The sequence below is a fragment of the Methylobacterium sp. 88A genome (genome assembly GCF_000376345.1).
Classification (GTDB): domain Bacteria; phylum Pseudomonadota; class Alphaproteobacteria; order Rhizobiales; family Beijerinckiaceae; genus Methylobacterium; species Methylobacterium bullatum.
The window spans coordinates 720001-736612 of sequence record NZ_AQVT01000001.1; the positions used below are offsets into that span (position 1 = coordinate 720001).

General features: G+C 66.7%; 16 protein-coding genes and 2 pseudogenes (1 of these 18 cut by a window edge). 6 read left to right on the plus strand and 12 right to left on the minus strand.

The features are described from left to right. Positions 1 to 178: the 5' portion of a hypothetical protein gene (locus A3OM_RS25675; protein ID WP_157196428.1), read on the minus strand. The gene continues 260 nt to the left of window position 1, outside the view; 178 of the gene's 438 nt are visible here — the first part of the coding sequence; it begins with the start codon at positions 176 to 178; the stop codon falls past the left edge of the window. A gap of 98 nt (positions 179 to 276) precedes the next feature. Between A3OM_RS25675 and A3OM_RS0103295 the strand changes: the two genes are divergently transcribed. Beyond that, a complete protein-coding gene (locus tag A3OM_RS0103295; protein WP_018042297.1) occupies positions 277 to 579 on the plus strand; it encodes a hypothetical protein in 303 nt (100 codons plus the stop codon). Positions 580 to 700: 121 nt separating this feature from the next. On the opposite strand, the gene A3OM_RS25680 is transcribed toward A3OM_RS0103295, so the two are convergent. The 3 genes and pseudogenes from A3OM_RS25680 to A3OM_RS23415 form a co-directional block, all read right to left on the minus strand. Next, positions 701 to 994 carry a hypothetical protein gene (locus A3OM_RS25680; RefSeq protein ID WP_156465739.1) on the minus strand — a complete coding sequence of 98 codons (294 nt, stop codon included), beginning with the start codon at positions 992 to 994 and terminating at the stop codon, positions 701 to 703. 154 nt (positions 995 to 1148) lie between these two features. Further along, a pseudogene (locus tag A3OM_RS25000) lies at positions 1149 to 1286 on the minus strand (DUF4113 domain-containing protein); the annotation flags it as partial. Positions 1287 to 1327: 41 nt separating this feature from the next. After that, positions 1328 to 2535, minus strand: a pseudogene (locus A3OM_RS23415) (IS3 family transposase). Between the two features lie 285 nt (positions 2536 to 2820). Between A3OM_RS23415 and A3OM_RS0103310 the strand changes: the two are divergent. The 3 genes from A3OM_RS0103310 (at position 2821) to A3OM_RS0103320 (ending at position 5308) form a co-directional block, all read left to right on the plus strand. Next, complete coding sequence (locus A3OM_RS0103310) at positions 2821 to 3930, plus strand: aromatic ring-hydroxylating dioxygenase subunit alpha (protein WP_018042300.1); 1110 nt, start codon at positions 2821 to 2823, stop codon at positions 3928 to 3930. Between the two features lie 67 nt (positions 3931 to 3997). Then, entirely contained in the window at positions 3998 to 4198 is a 201-nt protein-coding gene (locus A3OM_RS25685) for a hypothetical protein (RefSeq protein ID WP_147833033.1), read from the plus strand. A gap of 45 nt (positions 4199 to 4243) precedes the next feature. Then, complete coding sequence (locus tag A3OM_RS0103320; RefSeq protein WP_018042302.1) at positions 4244 to 5308, plus strand: MBL fold metallo-hydrolase; 1065 nt, start codon at positions 4244 to 4246, stop codon at positions 5306 to 5308. A gap of 20 nt (positions 5309 to 5328) precedes the next feature. On the opposite strand, the gene hslU is transcribed toward A3OM_RS0103320, so the two are convergent. From hslU to A3OM_RS0103360, 8 genes are all read right to left on the minus strand, one after another. After that, positions 5329 to 6642 (minus strand): ATP-dependent protease ATPase subunit HslU, encoded by a 1314-nt coding sequence (gene hslU / locus A3OM_RS0103325; protein ID WP_018042303.1) that lies wholly within the window; start codon positions 6640 to 6642, stop codon positions 5329 to 5331. A 205-nt stretch (positions 6643 to 6847) separates the two neighbouring features. Further along, positions 6848 to 8473 carry a methyl-accepting chemotaxis protein gene (locus A3OM_RS0103330; protein WP_018042304.1) on the minus strand — a complete coding sequence of 542 codons (1626 nt, stop codon included), beginning with the start codon at positions 8471 to 8473 and terminating at the stop codon, positions 6848 to 6850. A 131-nt stretch (positions 8474 to 8604) separates the two neighbouring features. Next, positions 8605 to 9141 carry an ATP-dependent protease subunit HslV gene (gene hslV, locus A3OM_RS0103335; protein WP_018042305.1) on the minus strand — a complete coding sequence of 179 codons (537 nt, stop codon included), beginning with the start codon at positions 9139 to 9141 and terminating at the stop codon, positions 8605 to 8607. Positions 9142 to 9252: 111 nt separating this feature from the next. After that, a complete protein-coding gene (locus A3OM_RS0103340) occupies positions 9253 to 10371 on the minus strand; it encodes an AAA family ATPase (RefSeq protein ID WP_018042306.1) in 1119 nt (372 codons plus the stop codon). Further along, complete coding sequence (gene hemF / locus A3OM_RS0103345) at positions 10368 to 11288, minus strand: oxygen-dependent coproporphyrinogen oxidase (protein ID WP_026175668.1); 921 nt, start codon at positions 11286 to 11288, stop codon at positions 10368 to 10370. The genes A3OM_RS0103340 and hemF overlap by 4 nt, the downstream gene beginning before the upstream one ends. 54 nt (positions 11289 to 11342) lie before the next feature. After that, a complete protein-coding gene (locus A3OM_RS0103350; RefSeq protein WP_018042308.1) occupies positions 11343 to 11615 on the minus strand; it encodes a YiaA/YiaB family inner membrane protein in 273 nt (90 codons plus the stop codon). 312 nt (positions 11616 to 11927) lie between these two features. Further along, positions 11928 to 12608, minus strand: coding sequence for a PspA/IM30 family protein (locus tag A3OM_RS0103355; protein ID WP_018042309.1), 681 nt, complete (start codon positions 12606 to 12608; stop codon positions 11928 to 11930). Between the two features lie 96 nt (positions 12609 to 12704). Beyond that, positions 12705 to 13163 carry a tRNA (cytidine(34)-2'-O)-methyltransferase gene (locus A3OM_RS0103360; protein ID WP_026175669.1) on the minus strand — a complete coding sequence of 153 codons (459 nt, stop codon included), beginning with the start codon at positions 13161 to 13163 and terminating at the stop codon, positions 12705 to 12707. A gap of 98 nt (positions 13164 to 13261) precedes the next feature. Here A3OM_RS0103360 and A3OM_RS0103365 point away from each other — a divergent pair, with 98 nt between their 5' ends. Together A3OM_RS0103365 and A3OM_RS0103370 are read left to right on the plus strand one after the other, a co-directional pair. Continuing rightward, complete coding sequence (locus A3OM_RS0103365; protein WP_018042311.1) at positions 13262 to 15130, plus strand: ABC transporter ATP-binding protein; 1869 nt, start codon at positions 13262 to 13264, stop codon at positions 15128 to 15130. Continuing rightward, complete coding sequence (locus A3OM_RS0103370; protein WP_018042312.1) at positions 15127 to 16539, plus strand: MATE family efflux transporter; 1413 nt, start codon at positions 15127 to 15129, stop codon at positions 16537 to 16539. The genes A3OM_RS0103365 and A3OM_RS0103370 overlap by 4 nt, the downstream gene beginning before the upstream one ends. Positions 16540 to 16612 lie beyond the last annotated feature (73 nt).

Here is a 16612-nt window from a genome sequence, read left to right on the forward strand (position 1 = left end):
GGCAAGTATTGCCAGCATCGTGAGTAGCCGAGGGGAAGTCATAGAAAAACGCGAAGGTTAACAGCCGATGTAAATCACGGTGATCCAGATCATGATCGCAGGCACGAACGGGTTCACCGGGTGTCCATCCGTCTTCTCCTCGAGTCAGGCCGCCGTCAGGGCGGAGGAGCGCGGTCACGGGCGAAGACCAGGCGGGTTTATACCTGACCGCGCAATCCGTCGGCTGCCGTCTGCGCCTCGCTGGCAAAGCATAGAGCGCCCTCCACCATCGGCTTCATGGCCTGGGCCGGGGGCCTCCTTCGGGGCGCGCTTGCGGAGCAGGGCGAACATGCCGCCGAGGGCATCGACCACGCGAGCGGTAGAGAGGCCTATCTCTCCGGGATCGCCAGTAAAGGCCAGCGGATGCATATCTCCGACGAGCTTGGTAATTTCTACGGACGAGTTTCGCAGGCGCTCGTTCTCTTCTCCGCCGTGCGGATCATTCGGGAAGAGGCCAAGCGCCAAAGCGCGCTGTTGGCCGCAATCGAGCGTGAGTCGGCAATTGAGGACCGAAAGCACGGCAGCGATGCGCATACTTAGCTTTGGTACGCCTCGTGCGCGGGCGATCCTACCCTCTTCAACTTTCAAACTTTCAGCCCCCGCCCGGTGAAAACCGAAGCGGGGTTTTCTTGATGCGCCGTTGCTCGGCAGTGTCTGCTAATCAGTAGCCGCGATAAAACGGACGGCCATAGGGGCGAGCGTAAGGCCTACCATAGCCACCTGGGCCGTAGAAGCGGCGGCCGCCGTGATTGATAGAGCCGTTGCCGCGGCACCGACCGGTGAACCGATCCGGGTAATAGCCGAGCCCACAATAGCCGGCCGCCTTGGCAACAAGCCCGTCCTCCGACGCGCCCGCAACCGGTGCCGCGGCGGCGATTGGAGCGGACTGAGCAACACTGCCGAAGCCAATGGCGCTGGCCACGACTGCAATTGCTGAGAGCATTCTGAACGTCATCGTTTCTCTCCGTAAAGGCCTTTGGCCGGGCAGTTCGGTGTGCCCAAGCTGTCGCCTGGAAGAACCTACACCAACTCGATGAATGCTGCCTGACGGGCATGGACCCTCGACCCGCCCGGCTCATGCCGCGGCGGATTTTTCGTTTAACCCTCAATCACGCATGCGCCGTCGACAGTTCCGATACCGGTGTCGTGTAGCGCAGGCTGCGCATCTCGAATTTCGTCGACCACGTTCGCTTTTTCTTTAAGCCCGCCTGGGCTGGCACGACAGCGCCGCGTCCGAAGCGGTGATTGGACTCGTCCTGATCCTCTCCCGATTTTGCGGACACGGTGGTTAGCTCGCGTTCCGCTCGGCTTGCTCGGGGGTGATGTAGCCGAGAGCCGAATGGATGCGCTGCCGATTATAGTAGCCCTCGATTTAGGCGAATAGGTCGCGGCGAGCCTCGTCCCGGGTCGTCCATCGTCGTTGGTGGACGAGTTCGACCTTGAGGGTGTGGAAGAAGCTTTCCATCGGGGCGTTGTCGTAGCAGCAGCCCGTCCGGCTCATGGAGGGTATCGCCTTCATGCCGACGAGCTGCGCTCGGTAGGCCTCGGCGGCGTATTGGCTGCCGCGATCCGAGTGGCAGATGAGGCCAGCCCCCGGTCTTTGCCGTTGGGTGGCCATCATCAAAGCCGCCGACGTCAGTTCGGTCCGCATGTGCTCGCGCATGGACCAGCCGACGATCTTGCGAGTGGCGAGATCGAGGACGGCGGCCAGGTAGAGCCAGCCCTCGCCGGTGGGCAGGTAGGTGATATCGGCCAGCCAGACCGTATTGGGCAGCGCGGCCGAGAAGAGCTGCTTCAGGAGGTTCGGTGGGATCGGCAGGTCATGACGGCTGTCGGTCGTGCAGGGCCGGAACTGACGTCCTGCCAAAGCCCTGATGCCGTGACGGCGCATCAGGCGTTCCACCCGCCCGCGACTGGCCGTTCGGCCCTCTGCCCGCAGCGCGGCATGCACGCGAGGCGCGCCGTAGCGCCTGAGATGCCCGGCATGGATACGCTGGACGTCGGCCAAGAGCTGACGGTTCGACGCCGACCGGGCACTCTCGGGGCGTGATCGCCAGCCGTAATAGCCGCTCGGGGAGACTTCGAGCACGCGGCACATGAGACGCACCGGCTTGGGTCGCCCGCATGCTGCTCGATGAAAGCGAACGTCACTTGGGCATCTCCGCGAAGATGCCGATCGCTTTTTTTAGGACGTCGCGCTCCATGCGCGTCCGGTCGAGTTCACGCCGCAGGCGGGCAATCTCGGCCGCTTGGTCGGAGGGGGAAGCCACCGGGCTCGCAGGCACGGCGCCCGGTAACGCTGCTGTCCGCGGTGGTGGGGAGCCTCCCATCAGTGCCGAGCGCCACTGCCTCAGCATCGAGGGTTGGATCCCGAGTTCGGCCGCGATCTGCATCTGCGGCCGCCCGCTGCTTTCCAGCAGGGCCACCGCCTCGCGTTTGAACTCTGGCGTGACACCAAAGGTGCAGCGAAGCAAACTCGCGTCTCGTCTTGGCCATCAAACACCTTCCCCGCCCATAACGAGCGTATCAGAGGTGTTCGCGAAACCGGGGGAGGGTCAGGCAAACCTCCGGCTTGCCAAAGCGAATCACATCGCTCCCGACCGCGCAAACCCGTCAGTCCTCACCCGTGCCGATTGGTATAATTCGACTGGTCCCTTACACTTGTGGCCACCGCCGTCGCCGAGGCGTAAGACGAGGCGCCCTCCGCCACGTATCGTCCCGCGCCCGACCGGCCAGGGCATCGCCGGAGACGCGTTCGCCTCAGGACAATCGCGGCCCATCATGCTCTCATCCCCGCCGCCCCAGGCGAAGGCCGATACGGCAAAGAACCCGGCGACCGACGAAGCGGCCCTCGACCCGGACGCCATGCGCCAGCCCCTGCCCGACGCGTTCTACTGCGTCGGCCGCGCCGACACGCTGAAACCAGGCAGCCTGCGTGCGGTCGAACTCAATGGCGAGCAGATCGTCCTCGGCCGCGACAAGGCCGGAGCCGCCTTCGCCATGCGCGACCGCTGCCCTCACCGGGGCATGGCCCTGTCGAAGGGACGCTTCGATGGCGACGCCGTGACCTGTCCCTTCCATGGCTGGCGCTTCGGCACCGACGGGCGCTGCCGCGACGTGCCCACCCTGTCCTCGGCGGATGCGGCGGATTTCACCCGGATCACGGTCCAGCGCTTTCCCATCCGCGAGAGCGCCGGCTTCGTCTGGGTGAACCCCTATCTCGGGCCGCCGGGCGGCGACCTGCCGCCCCTGCCGGAACTCGGGTTCGAGGCGGCGGGCTCCCTGGTGGTCGAACTCGTGGTGGAGGCCTCGTTCGACCTCACCACATTGAGCCTCGTGGACCCCGGCCATGTCGCCTTCGTCCACGATTCCTGGTGGTTCCGCCCGTCGAAGGAGCTGCGCGAGAAGGTGAAGACCTTCACGCCGACGCCGCACGGCTTCACCATGTCCAGCCATGCCACGACGACGAGTTCGCCGGTCTACAAGCTGCTCGGCGGCGTGCCGGAGGTGGAGATCGAGTTCCGCCTGCCCGGCGTGCGGCTGGAGCGGATCGAGGCCGGGCTGAAGCGCGTGGCGAACTACACCTTCGCGACACCACTCACCCACAACCGTACCATGCTGACGAACGCGCTCTACTGGAACATGCCGGTCCTCAACCTGCTGAAGCCCCTGGCGCGCCCGCTGATGCGGCAGTTCCTGACCCAGGACCAGCAGGTGCTCCAGCACGCCCAGGCCGGTCTCGACCGCAAGCCGACGATGGTGCTGTTCGGCCAGAGCGATCTGCCGTCGCAATGGTATTTTCGCCTCAAGCGCGAAGCGCTCCAGGCGGCGCGTGAGGCGCGATCCTTCCGCAATCCGTTGGTGCAGCAGGAATTGCGCTGGCGGTCCTGAAACTTTTCGGCTCTCCGCCCCGTAGCTCGACCTTTCAGACCGATGCTTTCGGGAAGGAGCGAGACCGTTGCCGCATTTCGTCGTTCGCCGCAGTCGCATGGGGCGATTCAACTTCACCCTCATCGGTGCGCATGGGCGGATCACCGGCGTCGTCGCCATTCCGACCGAGAACAAGACTCGCGAGGAAGTCGAGGTCGAGGCCCATCGGAAGATCCGCGCGCTCGCCGGGGAATTGGTGGCCGTGATGCCGAAGGACTGCGAAGCCTGACGGAAGGCGCCTTGATTGCGCGGCGGCCACTGCCATCTCGAAACGATGAAACGGCAAAGCCTTCTCGCGACCCTCTCCGCGCTCACCGTCATGACGCTCGGCGGCGTCGGCTACGCGGCGCACCGGCGCAGCAAGGGCCATAACCCGTATTACAGCGGCCCGGTGACCGATCATTTCGACGGGCTGCAGTTCCACGGCGTCGATCAGCCGGCGGACAAGGTGCTGGGAGACATCCTGCGCTGGAAGCGGGAGCGGGCCGGGGTCGCTTGGCCGGCTTCGTTTCCGAGCCCCTTCGACGATAGGCCGCCGGAACGGGTGGAGGGCTTACGCGTGTCGTTCATCGGCCATGCGAGCTACCTGTTCCAGGTCGGCCGCCGCAACATCCTCGTCGACCCGGTCTACGCCCAGCGCGCCAGCCCCCTCTCCGTGGCGGGTCCGAAACGGGTCAATCCGCCGGGCATCGCCTTCGATGCGCTTCCGCCCATCGACGTCGTGCTGATCACCCACAACCATTACGACCATCTCGACGGACCGACGGTGGCCCGGCTCTGGCAACGGCATCAGCCCCTGATCGTGGCGCCGCTGGGCAACGACAGCATCCTGCGGTCCTTCGACGATACGATGCATGTGGAGACATGCGACTGGGGCCAGTCCGTCGATCTCGGCGGCGGGCTCACATTACACATGACCCCCGCCAATCACTGGTCGGCCAGGGGCCTCAACGACAAGCGCATGGCGCTGTGGTGCTCCTACGTCCTGACCAGCCCGTCCGGCGTCATCTATCATTCGGGGGATACCGGTCTCGCCGATGGCGCGATCTTCCGCGATGCCCGCGACCGCTTCGGTCCCCCGCGCCTCGCTACCCTGCCGATCGGGGCCTACGAGCCGCGCTGGTTCATGAAGGGCCAGCACATGAACCCGGCCGATGCCGTCGTCGCGGCCGGACTGCTCGGGGCGGACCAGATCCTCGGCCACCATTGGGGTACGTTCCGTCTCACCGACGAGGGGATCGAGCAGCCGGTGGAGGCGCTGCTGGCGGCCTGCGAAGCGGAAGGGATCGACCCGGCCCGCTTCATTCCGCTGCGACCCGGCCAAGTCTGGTCGGTCTGACGGACCGACGCAGCCTCCGACTACAGGATGAACCGGCTGAGATCCGCGTTCGCGGCGAGGCTCTCCACCCGTTCGCGGACATAGGCGGCGTCGATCGCGACGGTCTCTCCCGACCGGTCGGTGGCGGTGAAGGAGATGTCGTCGATCACCCGCTCCAGCACGGTCTGGAGCCGGCGCGCGCCGATATTCTCCACCGAATTGTTCACCTCGACGGCGACCCGCGCGAGCGCGTCCACGGCATCGTCGGTGAAATCGAGGGTCACGCCTTCCGTCGCCATCAGCGCCACGGTCTGTTTCAGCAGGCTCGCCTCGGTGGTGGTGAGGATCTGCTTGAAATCCTCCACGGTGAGGGGCTGCAACTCGACCCGGATCGGCAGGCGGCCCTGCAGTTCCGGCAGGAGATCGGACGGTTTAGAGACGTGGAAGGCGCCGCTGGCGATGAACAGGATATGGTCGGTCTTCACCGGACCGTGCTTCGTCGCCACCGTGGTTCCCTCGATCAGGGGCAGCAGATCGCGTTGCACGCCCTCGCGGGACACGTCGGCCGATGAGCGGCCTTCCTTGGCGCAGATCTTGTCGATCTCGTCGAGGAAGACGATGCCGTTGTTCTCGACCTCGCGGATCGCCTCCTGCGTCAGCGATTCCGTATCCACCAGCTTGTCGGATTCCTCGGCGAGGAGGGGGGCGTAGGCCTCGCGCACCGTCATCCGCTTCGGCTTGCCCTTCTGGCCGCCGAGCGCCTTGCCGAGCATGTCGCCGAGATTGACCGCTCCCATGGACGCGCCAGGCATCCCCGGGATCTCGAACATAGGCAGGCCGGAGGGCGATCCGCCCGACAGCTCGATCTCGACCTCCTTGTCGTCGAGTTCGCTGGCCCTCAGCTTCTTGCGGAAACTGTCGCGGGTGGCCTGGCCGGATGTCGGCCCGACCAGGGCATCGAGGATACGCGACTCCGCCGCCGCCTCGGCCTTCGCCTGGACCGAGCGTCGCTTCTCCTCGCGCTTGAGGCCGATGCCGACCTCCACGAGATCGCGCACGATCTGCTCGACGTCGCGGCCGACATAGCCGACCTCCGTGAACTTCGTCGCCTCGATCTTGAGGAACGGCGCGCCGGCGAGCTTGGCCAGCCGGCGGGCGATCTCGGTCTTCCCGCAGCCCGTGGGGCCGATCATGAGAATGTTCTTGGGCGCCACCTCCTCCCGCAGGGGACCGACGAGCTGCTGCCGGCGCCAGCGGTTGCGCAGGGCGATGGCGACAGCGCGCTTGGCATCGTGCTGGCCGACGATGAACCGATCGAGCTCGGAGACGATTTCGCGGGGGGAGAAGGTTGTCATCACGCTCCGGTCGGATGCGGCAGCAGCGCTGCCCGAGAAGAGGGGAGGGCGCGCTTTCGATCCGCACGGATGCGCCACCCGCCGGAACGCGGATGGGGCGAGCCGAAGGCGGAACCATGTGGGCGGGTCGGCATGGGATCGAGATCGTGCACGGTCTCGATCTAAGCGTCGGCGGCCTTCCTTTCCAGATGCATGGGGACGGCGTTCAGGCGGCCCGGATGCCGCCGACAAAGCCATCGACCTCGTGTCCGAGGCTGAGGGACTGGCGCGTCAGATGCTCGGCGGCGGCCAGCACCTGGGATGCGCCGGCTCCGGTCTGAACCGCCGCGACCTGAACATCCGCGATGGTTTCGGTGACGGCCTGGGTTCCGCGCGCGGCATCGTTGACGCTGCGGGCGATCTCCTGCGTGGCCACCTGTTGCTGTTCCACCGCCGCCGCGACGCCCATCGCGATCGTATGGACGCTGCCGATGGTGGAGCCGATCTCCTCGATGGCGCCCACCGTATCGCGGGTGGCCTCCTGGATCGTCGCGATCTGCGCGGTGATCTCGTCCGTCGCCTTCGCGGTCTGGGCGGCGAGCCCCTTCACCTCGGCCGCGACCACCGCGAAGCCGCGACCGGCCTCGCCGGCGCGGGCCGCCTCGATGGTGGCGTTGAGGGCGAGCAGGTTGGTCTGGCTGGCGATGTCGGAGATCAAGGCGACCACGTCACCGATGCGCGACGCGCTGTCGGCGAGGACCCGGACGCGCTCGGAGGTCCGGCGCGCGCTCTCGACTGCGCCGGCGGCGGCGGCGGATGTCTGGGACACCTGGGCGCCGATCTCGTTGGCGGTGGCGGCGAGTTCCTCGGTGGCCGCCGCGACGGCCTGAACGTTCATGGCCGTCTCGTTGGCGGCGTTCATCACGGCGGTGGATTGACGGTTGGTCTGGTCGGCATTGGCCGCCATCGAGCGGGCGGTGAGCTCCATTTCGGCGGCCGAACCGGCCAGGGTCTCGACCAGGTTTCCGACGCTGCCCTGGAAGCGATCCGCGAGTTCGTTTCTCTCGCCACGGCGACGCTGGGACGCGATACCGGCGGCTTGGTCCTGGCTGGCGCGCAGGTCCGCCGCCTCTTTCATCGTCGCCGAGAAGACCTGCATGCTGGTCCAGATCTCGCCGATCTCGTCGCGCCGGGGTTTCATCGCCGGCAAGGCCAGGTCCCCTTCGGACAGCCGGCGGATCGCCTGGGAGACGCCGGCCAGGGGACGGGCGATCTCGCGATTGCCCACGAAGCCGCCGATCAGCAGGCCGCCGAGGGTACCGCCCACGGCCAGGAACAGCAGGAGCTGGAAACGCTCCGCATAGAGGGAGTCGGTCGATCGATCGATCGCCTCGACCTCCGCGGCAGCAGTGCCAACGAGTCTGTCGATGCTGTCCTGGAAGGCCTGGCGGTTGGCCCGATTGGCCTCGTTGAAACCCTGATCGGCCGCGGCCTTCGGCGAAACTTCGGTGCCGAGCCGCCCCAACTCGTTGCGCAGGATCGTGAAGCTCGCAGCATCGGCCAGAATCTTGTCGAACGCCGCACGTTCGCTCGCCGGCACGCGCGGGGCCCAGCTTTTGAGCAAGGCATTCATGGCGTCGAGATTCTTCTTGAGGCGAACTTCGTATTTCTTGGCGTCCTGAGTGTCCTTGGCAGCATAGATGCCGCGAGACTCGACGACGACACTGGTCACGATCTGGTTGAGGTTGGCCGCGTCGAGCGCCCGCTGGGACGCGAGTTTGGCATCCGTCAGGGCGGTATTGAACGTTTGCAGCGACAGGATGCTGATCGTGGCAACGACGAGCGTCACCATCGAGCAGATCCCTACGAAAGCGAGAAGTTTTGCCCTGATGCGCATTGCCGTCGACCAGATCTGAAGGAAGTCAGGTCTCAGCGCTAGGGGAATATCGACAAGGTTGAGTTAATCCGGCCATCAATCCGGCATTAAGATGCAGAAATTTCGAGCTGCTCGATGACGAGATTGCCGTTCGTGTAGACGCAGATTTCCGCCGCGATGCCCAGTGCCTTAAGGACGATCGCCTCCGCGTCGTGCTCACCATCCTCGAGTGCGCGGGCAGCGGCCAAGGCGTAATTCCCCCCCGATCCGATCGCCATGACGCCGCCTTCCGGCTCGAGCACGTCACCGGCGCCGGAAAGAAGCAGGCTGACATCCTTGTCCGCCACCAGCATCATCGCTTCGAGGCGGCGCAGGTAGCGGTCGGTGCGCCAATCCTTGGTGAGCTCGACGCAGGCGCGGGTGAGCTGCCCCGGATACTGATCGAGCTTGGCTTCAAGCCGCTCGAACAGGGTGAAGGCATCGGCCGTCGCCCCGGCGAATCCGCCGATGACGGCGCCCTTGGCAAGGCGGCGCACCTTGCGGGCGTTGCCCTTCACGATGGTCTGGCCGAGGCTGACCTGCCCGTCGCCGCCGATGACCACCTTGCCGCCCTTGCGGACCATCAGGATCGTGGTGGCGTGCATTTGCGGCGGGCCGGATCGGTCGTGGGACAAGGCGTCTCTCCAAAGATTGTCTGGCGCTCAGGTGGGTGGCGGGTCGCCCGGATGCCACTCCTTTCGCAAGCAGACGCGGGGCTACACCACCACGGTGATGGCGCGGGCGGCACGGGTCAGCCCGGTGTAGAGCCAGCGGGCCCGGTGCTCGCGGAAGGCGAAAGATTCGTCGAACAGGACGACGTTGTCCCATTGCGAGCCCTGCGCCTTATGGACAGTCAGCGCGTAGCCATAGGTGAATTCGTCGGTCTCGCGCTTGAGGAAGGCCGGGATCTCCTCCTCGGAGCCCGACATCACCGCCCGCAGGACCTTGATGTCGATGGGCCGCCGCCTCAGGGCCGGGTCGTCGTCGGGTACGACATCAAGGCGGACCGTATCGGCGCGGGGCGCCGCTCGCAGGGCATGGACCGTCCAGGTCGAACCGTTGAGCAGCCCCTTCGTCCGGTCGTTGCGCAGACAGACCAGCTTCTCGCCCACCGCAGGCATCGGGTCGGTATGGCCCGCGAGTTCCCGCAGGCGGTTGTTGTAGAGGCGCCGCGTCTTGTTCATGCCGACGAGGACCTGGTCACATTCCAGCACGCTCGACGGATCGAGGGAGCGGCGTGAGACCACGCGGCTCTCGCCATACTCGCCGATGCTGAGCCGGCCGCCCTCACGGATCGTCATGGCCATACGCACGATCGGGTCGTCGGCGGCCTGCCGGTGGACATCGGTCAACATCACGTCGGGCTCGGCCTCGGTGAAGAAGCCGCCGCCGCGCACCGGCGGCAATTGGGCGGGGTCGCCGAGAACGAGGACCGGCTTGTCGAAGGAGAGCAGGTCGTTGCCGAGATCCGAATCGACCATGGAGCACTCGTCGATGACGACGAGCTCCGCCTTCGAGACCGGCCCGGTGCGGTTGAGGGTGAAGGCCGGTCCTCCCTCCTCGGTCTCCTTGCTGCGATAGATCAGGCTGTGGATCGTCGCGGCATCGTGGCAGCCCTTCGACCGCATCACCGAGGCGGCCTTGCCCGTGAAGGCGCCGAAGACGACCGTGCCCTCCACATCGTCGGCGATGCGGCGCGCCAGGGTAGTCTTGCCGGTGCCGGCATAGCCGAACAGGCGGAACACCTGCGGGCCACCGGCCTTGCGCCATTCGGCAATGGCTTTCAGCGCCGCATCCTGCTGCGGCGCGTAGCGGGTCGGTAGGTCGTCGCTCACGGCCAGCGCACGGTGGGCGGCAGCGAGGACAGGATCGAGGCGACGTTGCCGCCGGTCTTCAGGCCGAAGATGGTGCCCCGGTCGTAGAGCAGGTTGAACTCGACGTAACGCCCGCGCCGCACCTGCTGCTCGAGCCGGTCGGCTTCGGTCCAGGCGCTCGCGAGATTCGCGCGCACTATGGCCGGATAGGCATCGAGGAAGGCGAGGCCGACATCCTTGGTGAAGGCGAGATCCGCCTTCGGATCGCCGGTCCAGTGATAATCGTAGAAGATGCCGCCGATGCCGCGGGGCTCGTTGCGGTGCTTGAGGAAGAAGTATTCCTCGCACCAAGCCTTGTAGCGGTCGTAATCCGCCGCCGGCGCATGGGCGTCGCAGGCCGCCTTCATCGCCGCGTGAAATCGCAGCGTGTCGGGATCGTCCTGGCTCCGGCGCCGGTCGAGGACGGGGGTCAGGTCGGCCCCGCCGCCGAACCACGTCTTCGTCGTGGAGACGAAGCGGGTGTTCATGTGCACGGTCGGCACGTTCGGATTCCAGGGATGGACGATGAGCGAGATGCCCGTGGCGTAGAATCGCGGGTCCTCCGCCGCGCCCGGCATCTGCGCACGGAACTCCGGGGCGAACTCGCCGAAGACCTGCGAGACGTGGACACCGGCTTTCTCGAACACGCGGCCATGCAGCATCGCCATGGTGCCGCCGCCGCCGGGCGTGCCGCTATGGTCGGTGCGCTGCCAGGGGGTCTTCACGAAGAGTCCAGCCTCGGCCGGGGCATCGGGATGGAACGGCCCTTGGGCCTCCGCCTCGATCGCCTCCAGTTCCGCCACGATCCGGTCGCGCAGGCTCGCGAACCAGGTGGTGACCTCATCCTTCAGGAGGGCGAGTTCGGCGGCCGGGGGCGGTGGCGGGGTCGTGTCGGACATCGTCATGGGGGAGGGATGTCCCATCCCTCCCGTCCATCGTCAATCGAGGTACGCTCAATCTTTGCCCACCGACATCAGCAGCCGCTCGGTCTTGGCGTCCTCGATCCGGTTGACCATGCGGCGGCCCTCATGGACGTCGCGGATGGTCTTGGTGGCGGTGATGCAGGACTGGACCAGCATGATCGTGCCCATGGCGAGGTAGCCCTTGATCCAGATATCCATGGGCATGAACAGGATGCCGAGCCCGACCATCGCCGCCGAGCCGATGAAGGACGCGTAGGTGAAGGTGACCCAGGCGCCGGAATGCTGAGTGGTCTCGTTGTTCATGGTCGTAATCCTCGATGTGAGATAGTTGGGTTGCGTGATTTCTGTTCAAGTCATCGGCGATATTTTTGAAGGTCGATCGCCCCGGATTTGGTGGTTCTGAAGGTTATTCCTCACCTCGACCTCATCCTGAGGTGCTGCGAAGCAGCCTCGAAGGAGGCCTCCAGTTAGAGCGAGCTTGCTGGAGGGCTCCTTCGAGGCCTCCGCTGCGCTCCGGCGCCTCAGGATGAGGTGGCGGGTGGGAGAATGGTGTTCCCCATGTCTTGATGTTCCCATGACCGGCCCAGACTCATCGAGTCCGCGTCACACCAACCTTCATGCAGCGCGCGCCTCGACCTTGCGCCGGAGGCGGTCGAGGACGGCGCCGCCGCTCGGGCGGGTGCAGGCGCCGAAACCCTCGCGCTCGAGCCGTTCGGCGATGGAAAGGCCCGGCTCGGTCTCGGCGAGCGCCGCTTCCGTGTCGGCGGCCTCGGTCTGGAGGGCGCGCAGTCGGCTCAAGGTCGCCTCGGCTTCCTTGAGTGTCGCCCGCTCGCCCGGGTTGGCCTGAACGCCGAGGCGCCGTGCCGCCTCCGCCGCGGCGGCGATGCGGCGTCCGCGTTCGAGCTCGCTCTGCCGGCGGGTGGCGTCGGCGACGACAGAGCGGATGCGGGCGACCTCGCGGGCGAATCTCAGGCGTGCCTCACCGACGGCATCGCGTTCGGCTTCGAGCTCCGCGATGGCCTCCGCCGCTTCGGCCGCCAGCTCCTCGCGTCCCGCCGCCAAGGCCGCCAGGGCGAGCTCTTCGAGATCTGCCGCGCGGGCTTCCACCTCGGCGAAACGCCGGCCTTCCGCCTTGTCACCCGCCATTGCGGCGGCGAGGGCCTGGCGGCTGCGCTCCAGGGAGACCCGCGTCTCCCGGATCTGCTGATCGAGGATGAGCAGGGCGTGGCGATCGATCACCTCTTCCTCGGCCCGGGCGGCTGCGCCGCGGGCGAGGAGCCGAAACAACTTGAGCATGGTGTGCCTCCGGCGTTTGAACGCTGTTCACACTCATGGTCTCGCCGATATTTGCACGCCGTTCAAGTGCTGAACTGCACGCCGTTCAAAATCATGTCACGCGCTCGACCCGATCTGTCTCAGCCCCTCGCCGAGGATCATCGCCGCCGCCACGGCGATGTTGAGCGAGCGCATGCCCTCGCGGATGGGAATGACGATCCGGGCATCGGCCGCCTCGTGGACGGATGCGGGGACGCCCGCCGATTCCCGACCCAGCAGGATGCAGTCGCCGGGGAGGAAGGCGAAGGCGGTGTAGGGGAGGGCGCCGGCGGTCGTGGCGAGGACGAGCCTCGTGCCGGTCTTTTCCCGCCACTGCGAGAAGGTTGCCCAGGAGTGATGCCTCGTGATCGCCACATGGTCGAGATAATCGAGGCCCGAACGGCGCAGATGCCGGTCGGACACATCGAATCCTGCCGGCTCGATGATGTCGACGGCCACGTCGAGGCACGCTGCCATCCGCAGGATCGTCCCCGTATTCTGGGGAATGTCGGGCTGATAGAGGGCGAGACGGAGCATCGGACCGGGCGGCTGCATTGCGTCTGCGGCATCGCCTCGCGGTTGGCACGTCGTCAAGGCCCACTACCTCAGGCAAGTCTCCAACACCGGACCAGATTATGTTTCTCGATTGGCTCGAGCGCCGCATCGACCCGTTCGCGTCCTTCGAAGACGGCCGGATGCCTCCCAAGACGGTGACGGGCTTCGCTGCCTTCTACCTGAAGCCGATGCGGGTCGCCCTGGTGTTGCTCTTCCTCGTGGCCATCGCGGCCGGAACGGTGGAAGCGTCGCTCTACCTGCTCATGGGCTGGTTCATCGATCTCCTGAATACGGCCGACCGCGCGACGGTACTGGAGGAGCACGGCTTCAAGATCGGCCTCGCGGCGATGCTGCTTCTCGTGGTGCGACCCTTCACGGTCTGGCTGCACGAGGTGATGTCGAACCAGCTCCTCGTGCCGCAGGCGACCAACCAGGTCCGCTGGCGCACGCATCTCTACACCCTCGGTCACTCGCTCTCGTATTTCCAGGCGGATTTCGCCGGCCGGCTCGCCAACCGGGTCGTCCAGGTCGGCCCGGCCGTGCGCGAGCTGGCCGTGGTCTTCATCGATACGCTGCTCTACGTGGCGATCTACGCCGTCACGGCGGTGGGCCTGTTCGGCTCCATCTCCCTCTGGATGGCCCTGCCGGTGGTCGTCTGGGTCGCGGCCTATTCGGTGCTGACTTGGTGGTTCGTGCCCCGTGCCCGTGCGCGCTCCCTCGTGACGGCCGATACGCGCTCCCTCCTCATCGGTCGGATCGTCGACAGCTATACCAACATCCTCACGGTGAAGCTCTTCGCCCGCGACCGCGAGGAGCGCGCGGCCGTGCGCGACGCCATCGACGTGCATACGGTCGCCCATCTCCACCAGTTCCGGCTCGTCACCACCACCACGACGCTGCTGGGCCTGCTCAACAGCACGCTCATCGTCGCCACCGCCACGGCCTGCTTCGTCCTGTGGCGGCGGGGCGGCATGACCACCGGCGAGGCGGCGGCGGGTCTGGCCCTCGTCCTGCGCCTGATGGCGATGTCCGGCTGGGTCATGCAGACGGTGCGCGGCATTTTCGAGAATGTCGGCGTGATCCAAGAGAGCATGCAGACGATCTCGCGGCCTCACGGGATCGTCGACCGGCCCGACGCCCGGACCCTCGCAGTGAGCGGCGGCGACATCCGTTTCGATCGGGTCGGCTTCCGCTACGGCGACGGCACACCGTCCGTCATCCAGGATTTCAGCCTGCATATCCACCCGGGTGAGAAGGTCGGCCTCGTCGGAATCAGCGGCGCGGGCAAGACCACGCTGACCGCGCTTCTGCTTCGGCTGCACGACATCCAGAACGGCCGGATCCTCATCGACGGCCAGGACATCGCCGGCGTCACGCAGGAATCGCTGCGCGGAGCGATCGCCATGGTGACGCAGGACACCTCCCTCTTGCACCGGTCGATCCGCGACAACATCGCCTATGGCAGACCGGACGCGACTCTGGAGGAGATCCAGCGGGCGGCGCGTCTGGCGGAGGCTGACGGGTTCATTGCCGGCCTCGTCGATAACAAGGGACGAACAGGCTACGACGCCCAGGTCGGCGAGCGGGGCGTGAAGCTCTCCGGCGGCCAGCGCCAGCGCATCGCCATCGCGCGCGTCATCCTGAAGAACGCGCCGATCCTGATCCTCGACGAGGCCACCTCGGCCCTCGACAGCCAGGTCGAGGCGGCGATCCAGGACAGTCTCGACACCCTCATGCAGGGCAAGACCGTGCTCGCCATCGCGCACCGGCTTTCCACAATCGCAGCCCTCGACCGGCTGATCGTGATCGATGCCGGGCGTATCGTGGAGGAGGGGACCCATGCGGAACTGATCCGCACCGGTGGGCTCTATGCGCGCCTGTGGGAGCGCCAGTCCGGCGGCTTTCTCGGTGACGTCACGCCGACCGTCTACGAGGACGCAGCGGAATGATCGCTCTCGACGTTTCGGCTGGGGCAGCTGAGCGGCGGCGGCCCTCGCGCGGTCCGTGGCTCACGGAGCTGCGGGCGACGCTGGTTCTGGCCGCCCCGCTGATCCTGACCAATCTCGCGCAGCATGGCCTCGTCACGGCTGATGTGGTGCTCCTCGGGCGTCTCGGCGCGGAGCCGCTCGCGGCCGGCGCCCTGGCGACGAGCCTCTACTTCATCCTGTTCATCTGCGGGATCGGCCTCGCCTCGGCGGTCTCCCCCCTGATCGCGGTCGCAATTGGTCGTGGCGATTCTGCCGATGACGACGTGCGCCGCATCGTGGGGGCCGGGCTATGGGCCGTCACCATCGCGATCATCCCGGTGATGCTGGCGCTCTGGCACACCGAGCCCCTGCTTCTCGCGATGGGACAGCAGCCGAAGCTCGCCGAGGATGCCGGCCTCTACATGCGCGCCCTGCAATGGTCGATGTGGCCGGCTTTGGCGTTCATGGCTCTGCGCGCCAGCCTCTCCGCCCTGGAGCGGCCCGGCTGGCCCCTTGCCATCAGCATCGCGGCGTTGCCGGTGAATGTCGGGCTCGCGATCTGGCTCGCCTTCGAGGGGCCGGGGCTGCTCGGCCTCGGCATGGTCGGTGTCGGCCTCGCCACGACGCTGGCCGCGTTTCTGTCCCTGGCCGCCCTCGTCGGCGTGATGATGCTGGCGCCGTCCCTTCGCCGGCGACGGCTCTTCCTCGGTGTCTGGCGCCCCAATGCCGCGCGCCTCGCGACCATGTTCCGGCTCGGCCTGCCCATGGCGGCGACGGGTCTGGCCGAGGCGAGCCTGTTCGAGGCCGCCGTCCTCGGCATGGGCCTGTTCGGTACGGCGCCGCTTGCGGCCCATGCGGTGACGATCCAGATCGCCGCGATCTGCTTCATGGTGCCCAACGGCATCGGTCAGGCGGCCACGGTGAGGGTCGGCCGCGCCTTCGGGGCGGGGGATCGCATGGCCATGCGCCGGGCCGGCACCATCGCGATCCTCCTGGGCTTCGGCTTCATGAGCGCATGCGCCCTCGCGCAGGTGACCCTGCCGCGCCCGCTGATCGGGCTGTTCCTCGATCTGGAGGCTCCCGGCAATGCCGAAGTGATCCCCTATGCGATCACCTTCATCGGCTTTGCCGCACTCTTCGCCATGGCGGACGGCATCCAGTCGGTGGCGCTCGGCGCCCTGCGGGGGATGCAGGACACGCGCATTCCCATGGCCATCGCCCTGTTCGGCTACTGGATCGTCGGCATTCCGGCCGGCATCCTTGCCGCCTGGGGGCTCGGATACGGCGGCTCGGGGATCTGGATGGGCTTCTGCGCCGGTCTGGCCGTGGTCGCCGTGATGCTGGTGCGGCGCTGGCTGTCCCTCAGTGGCAGCGTCATTGTGCGCCCGTGACGAATGCCGCGTCCCGTCACGGACCTACTCTGGACAAATTCGCATCTGGCGTGCCAGACAAACGTGCCTCAGA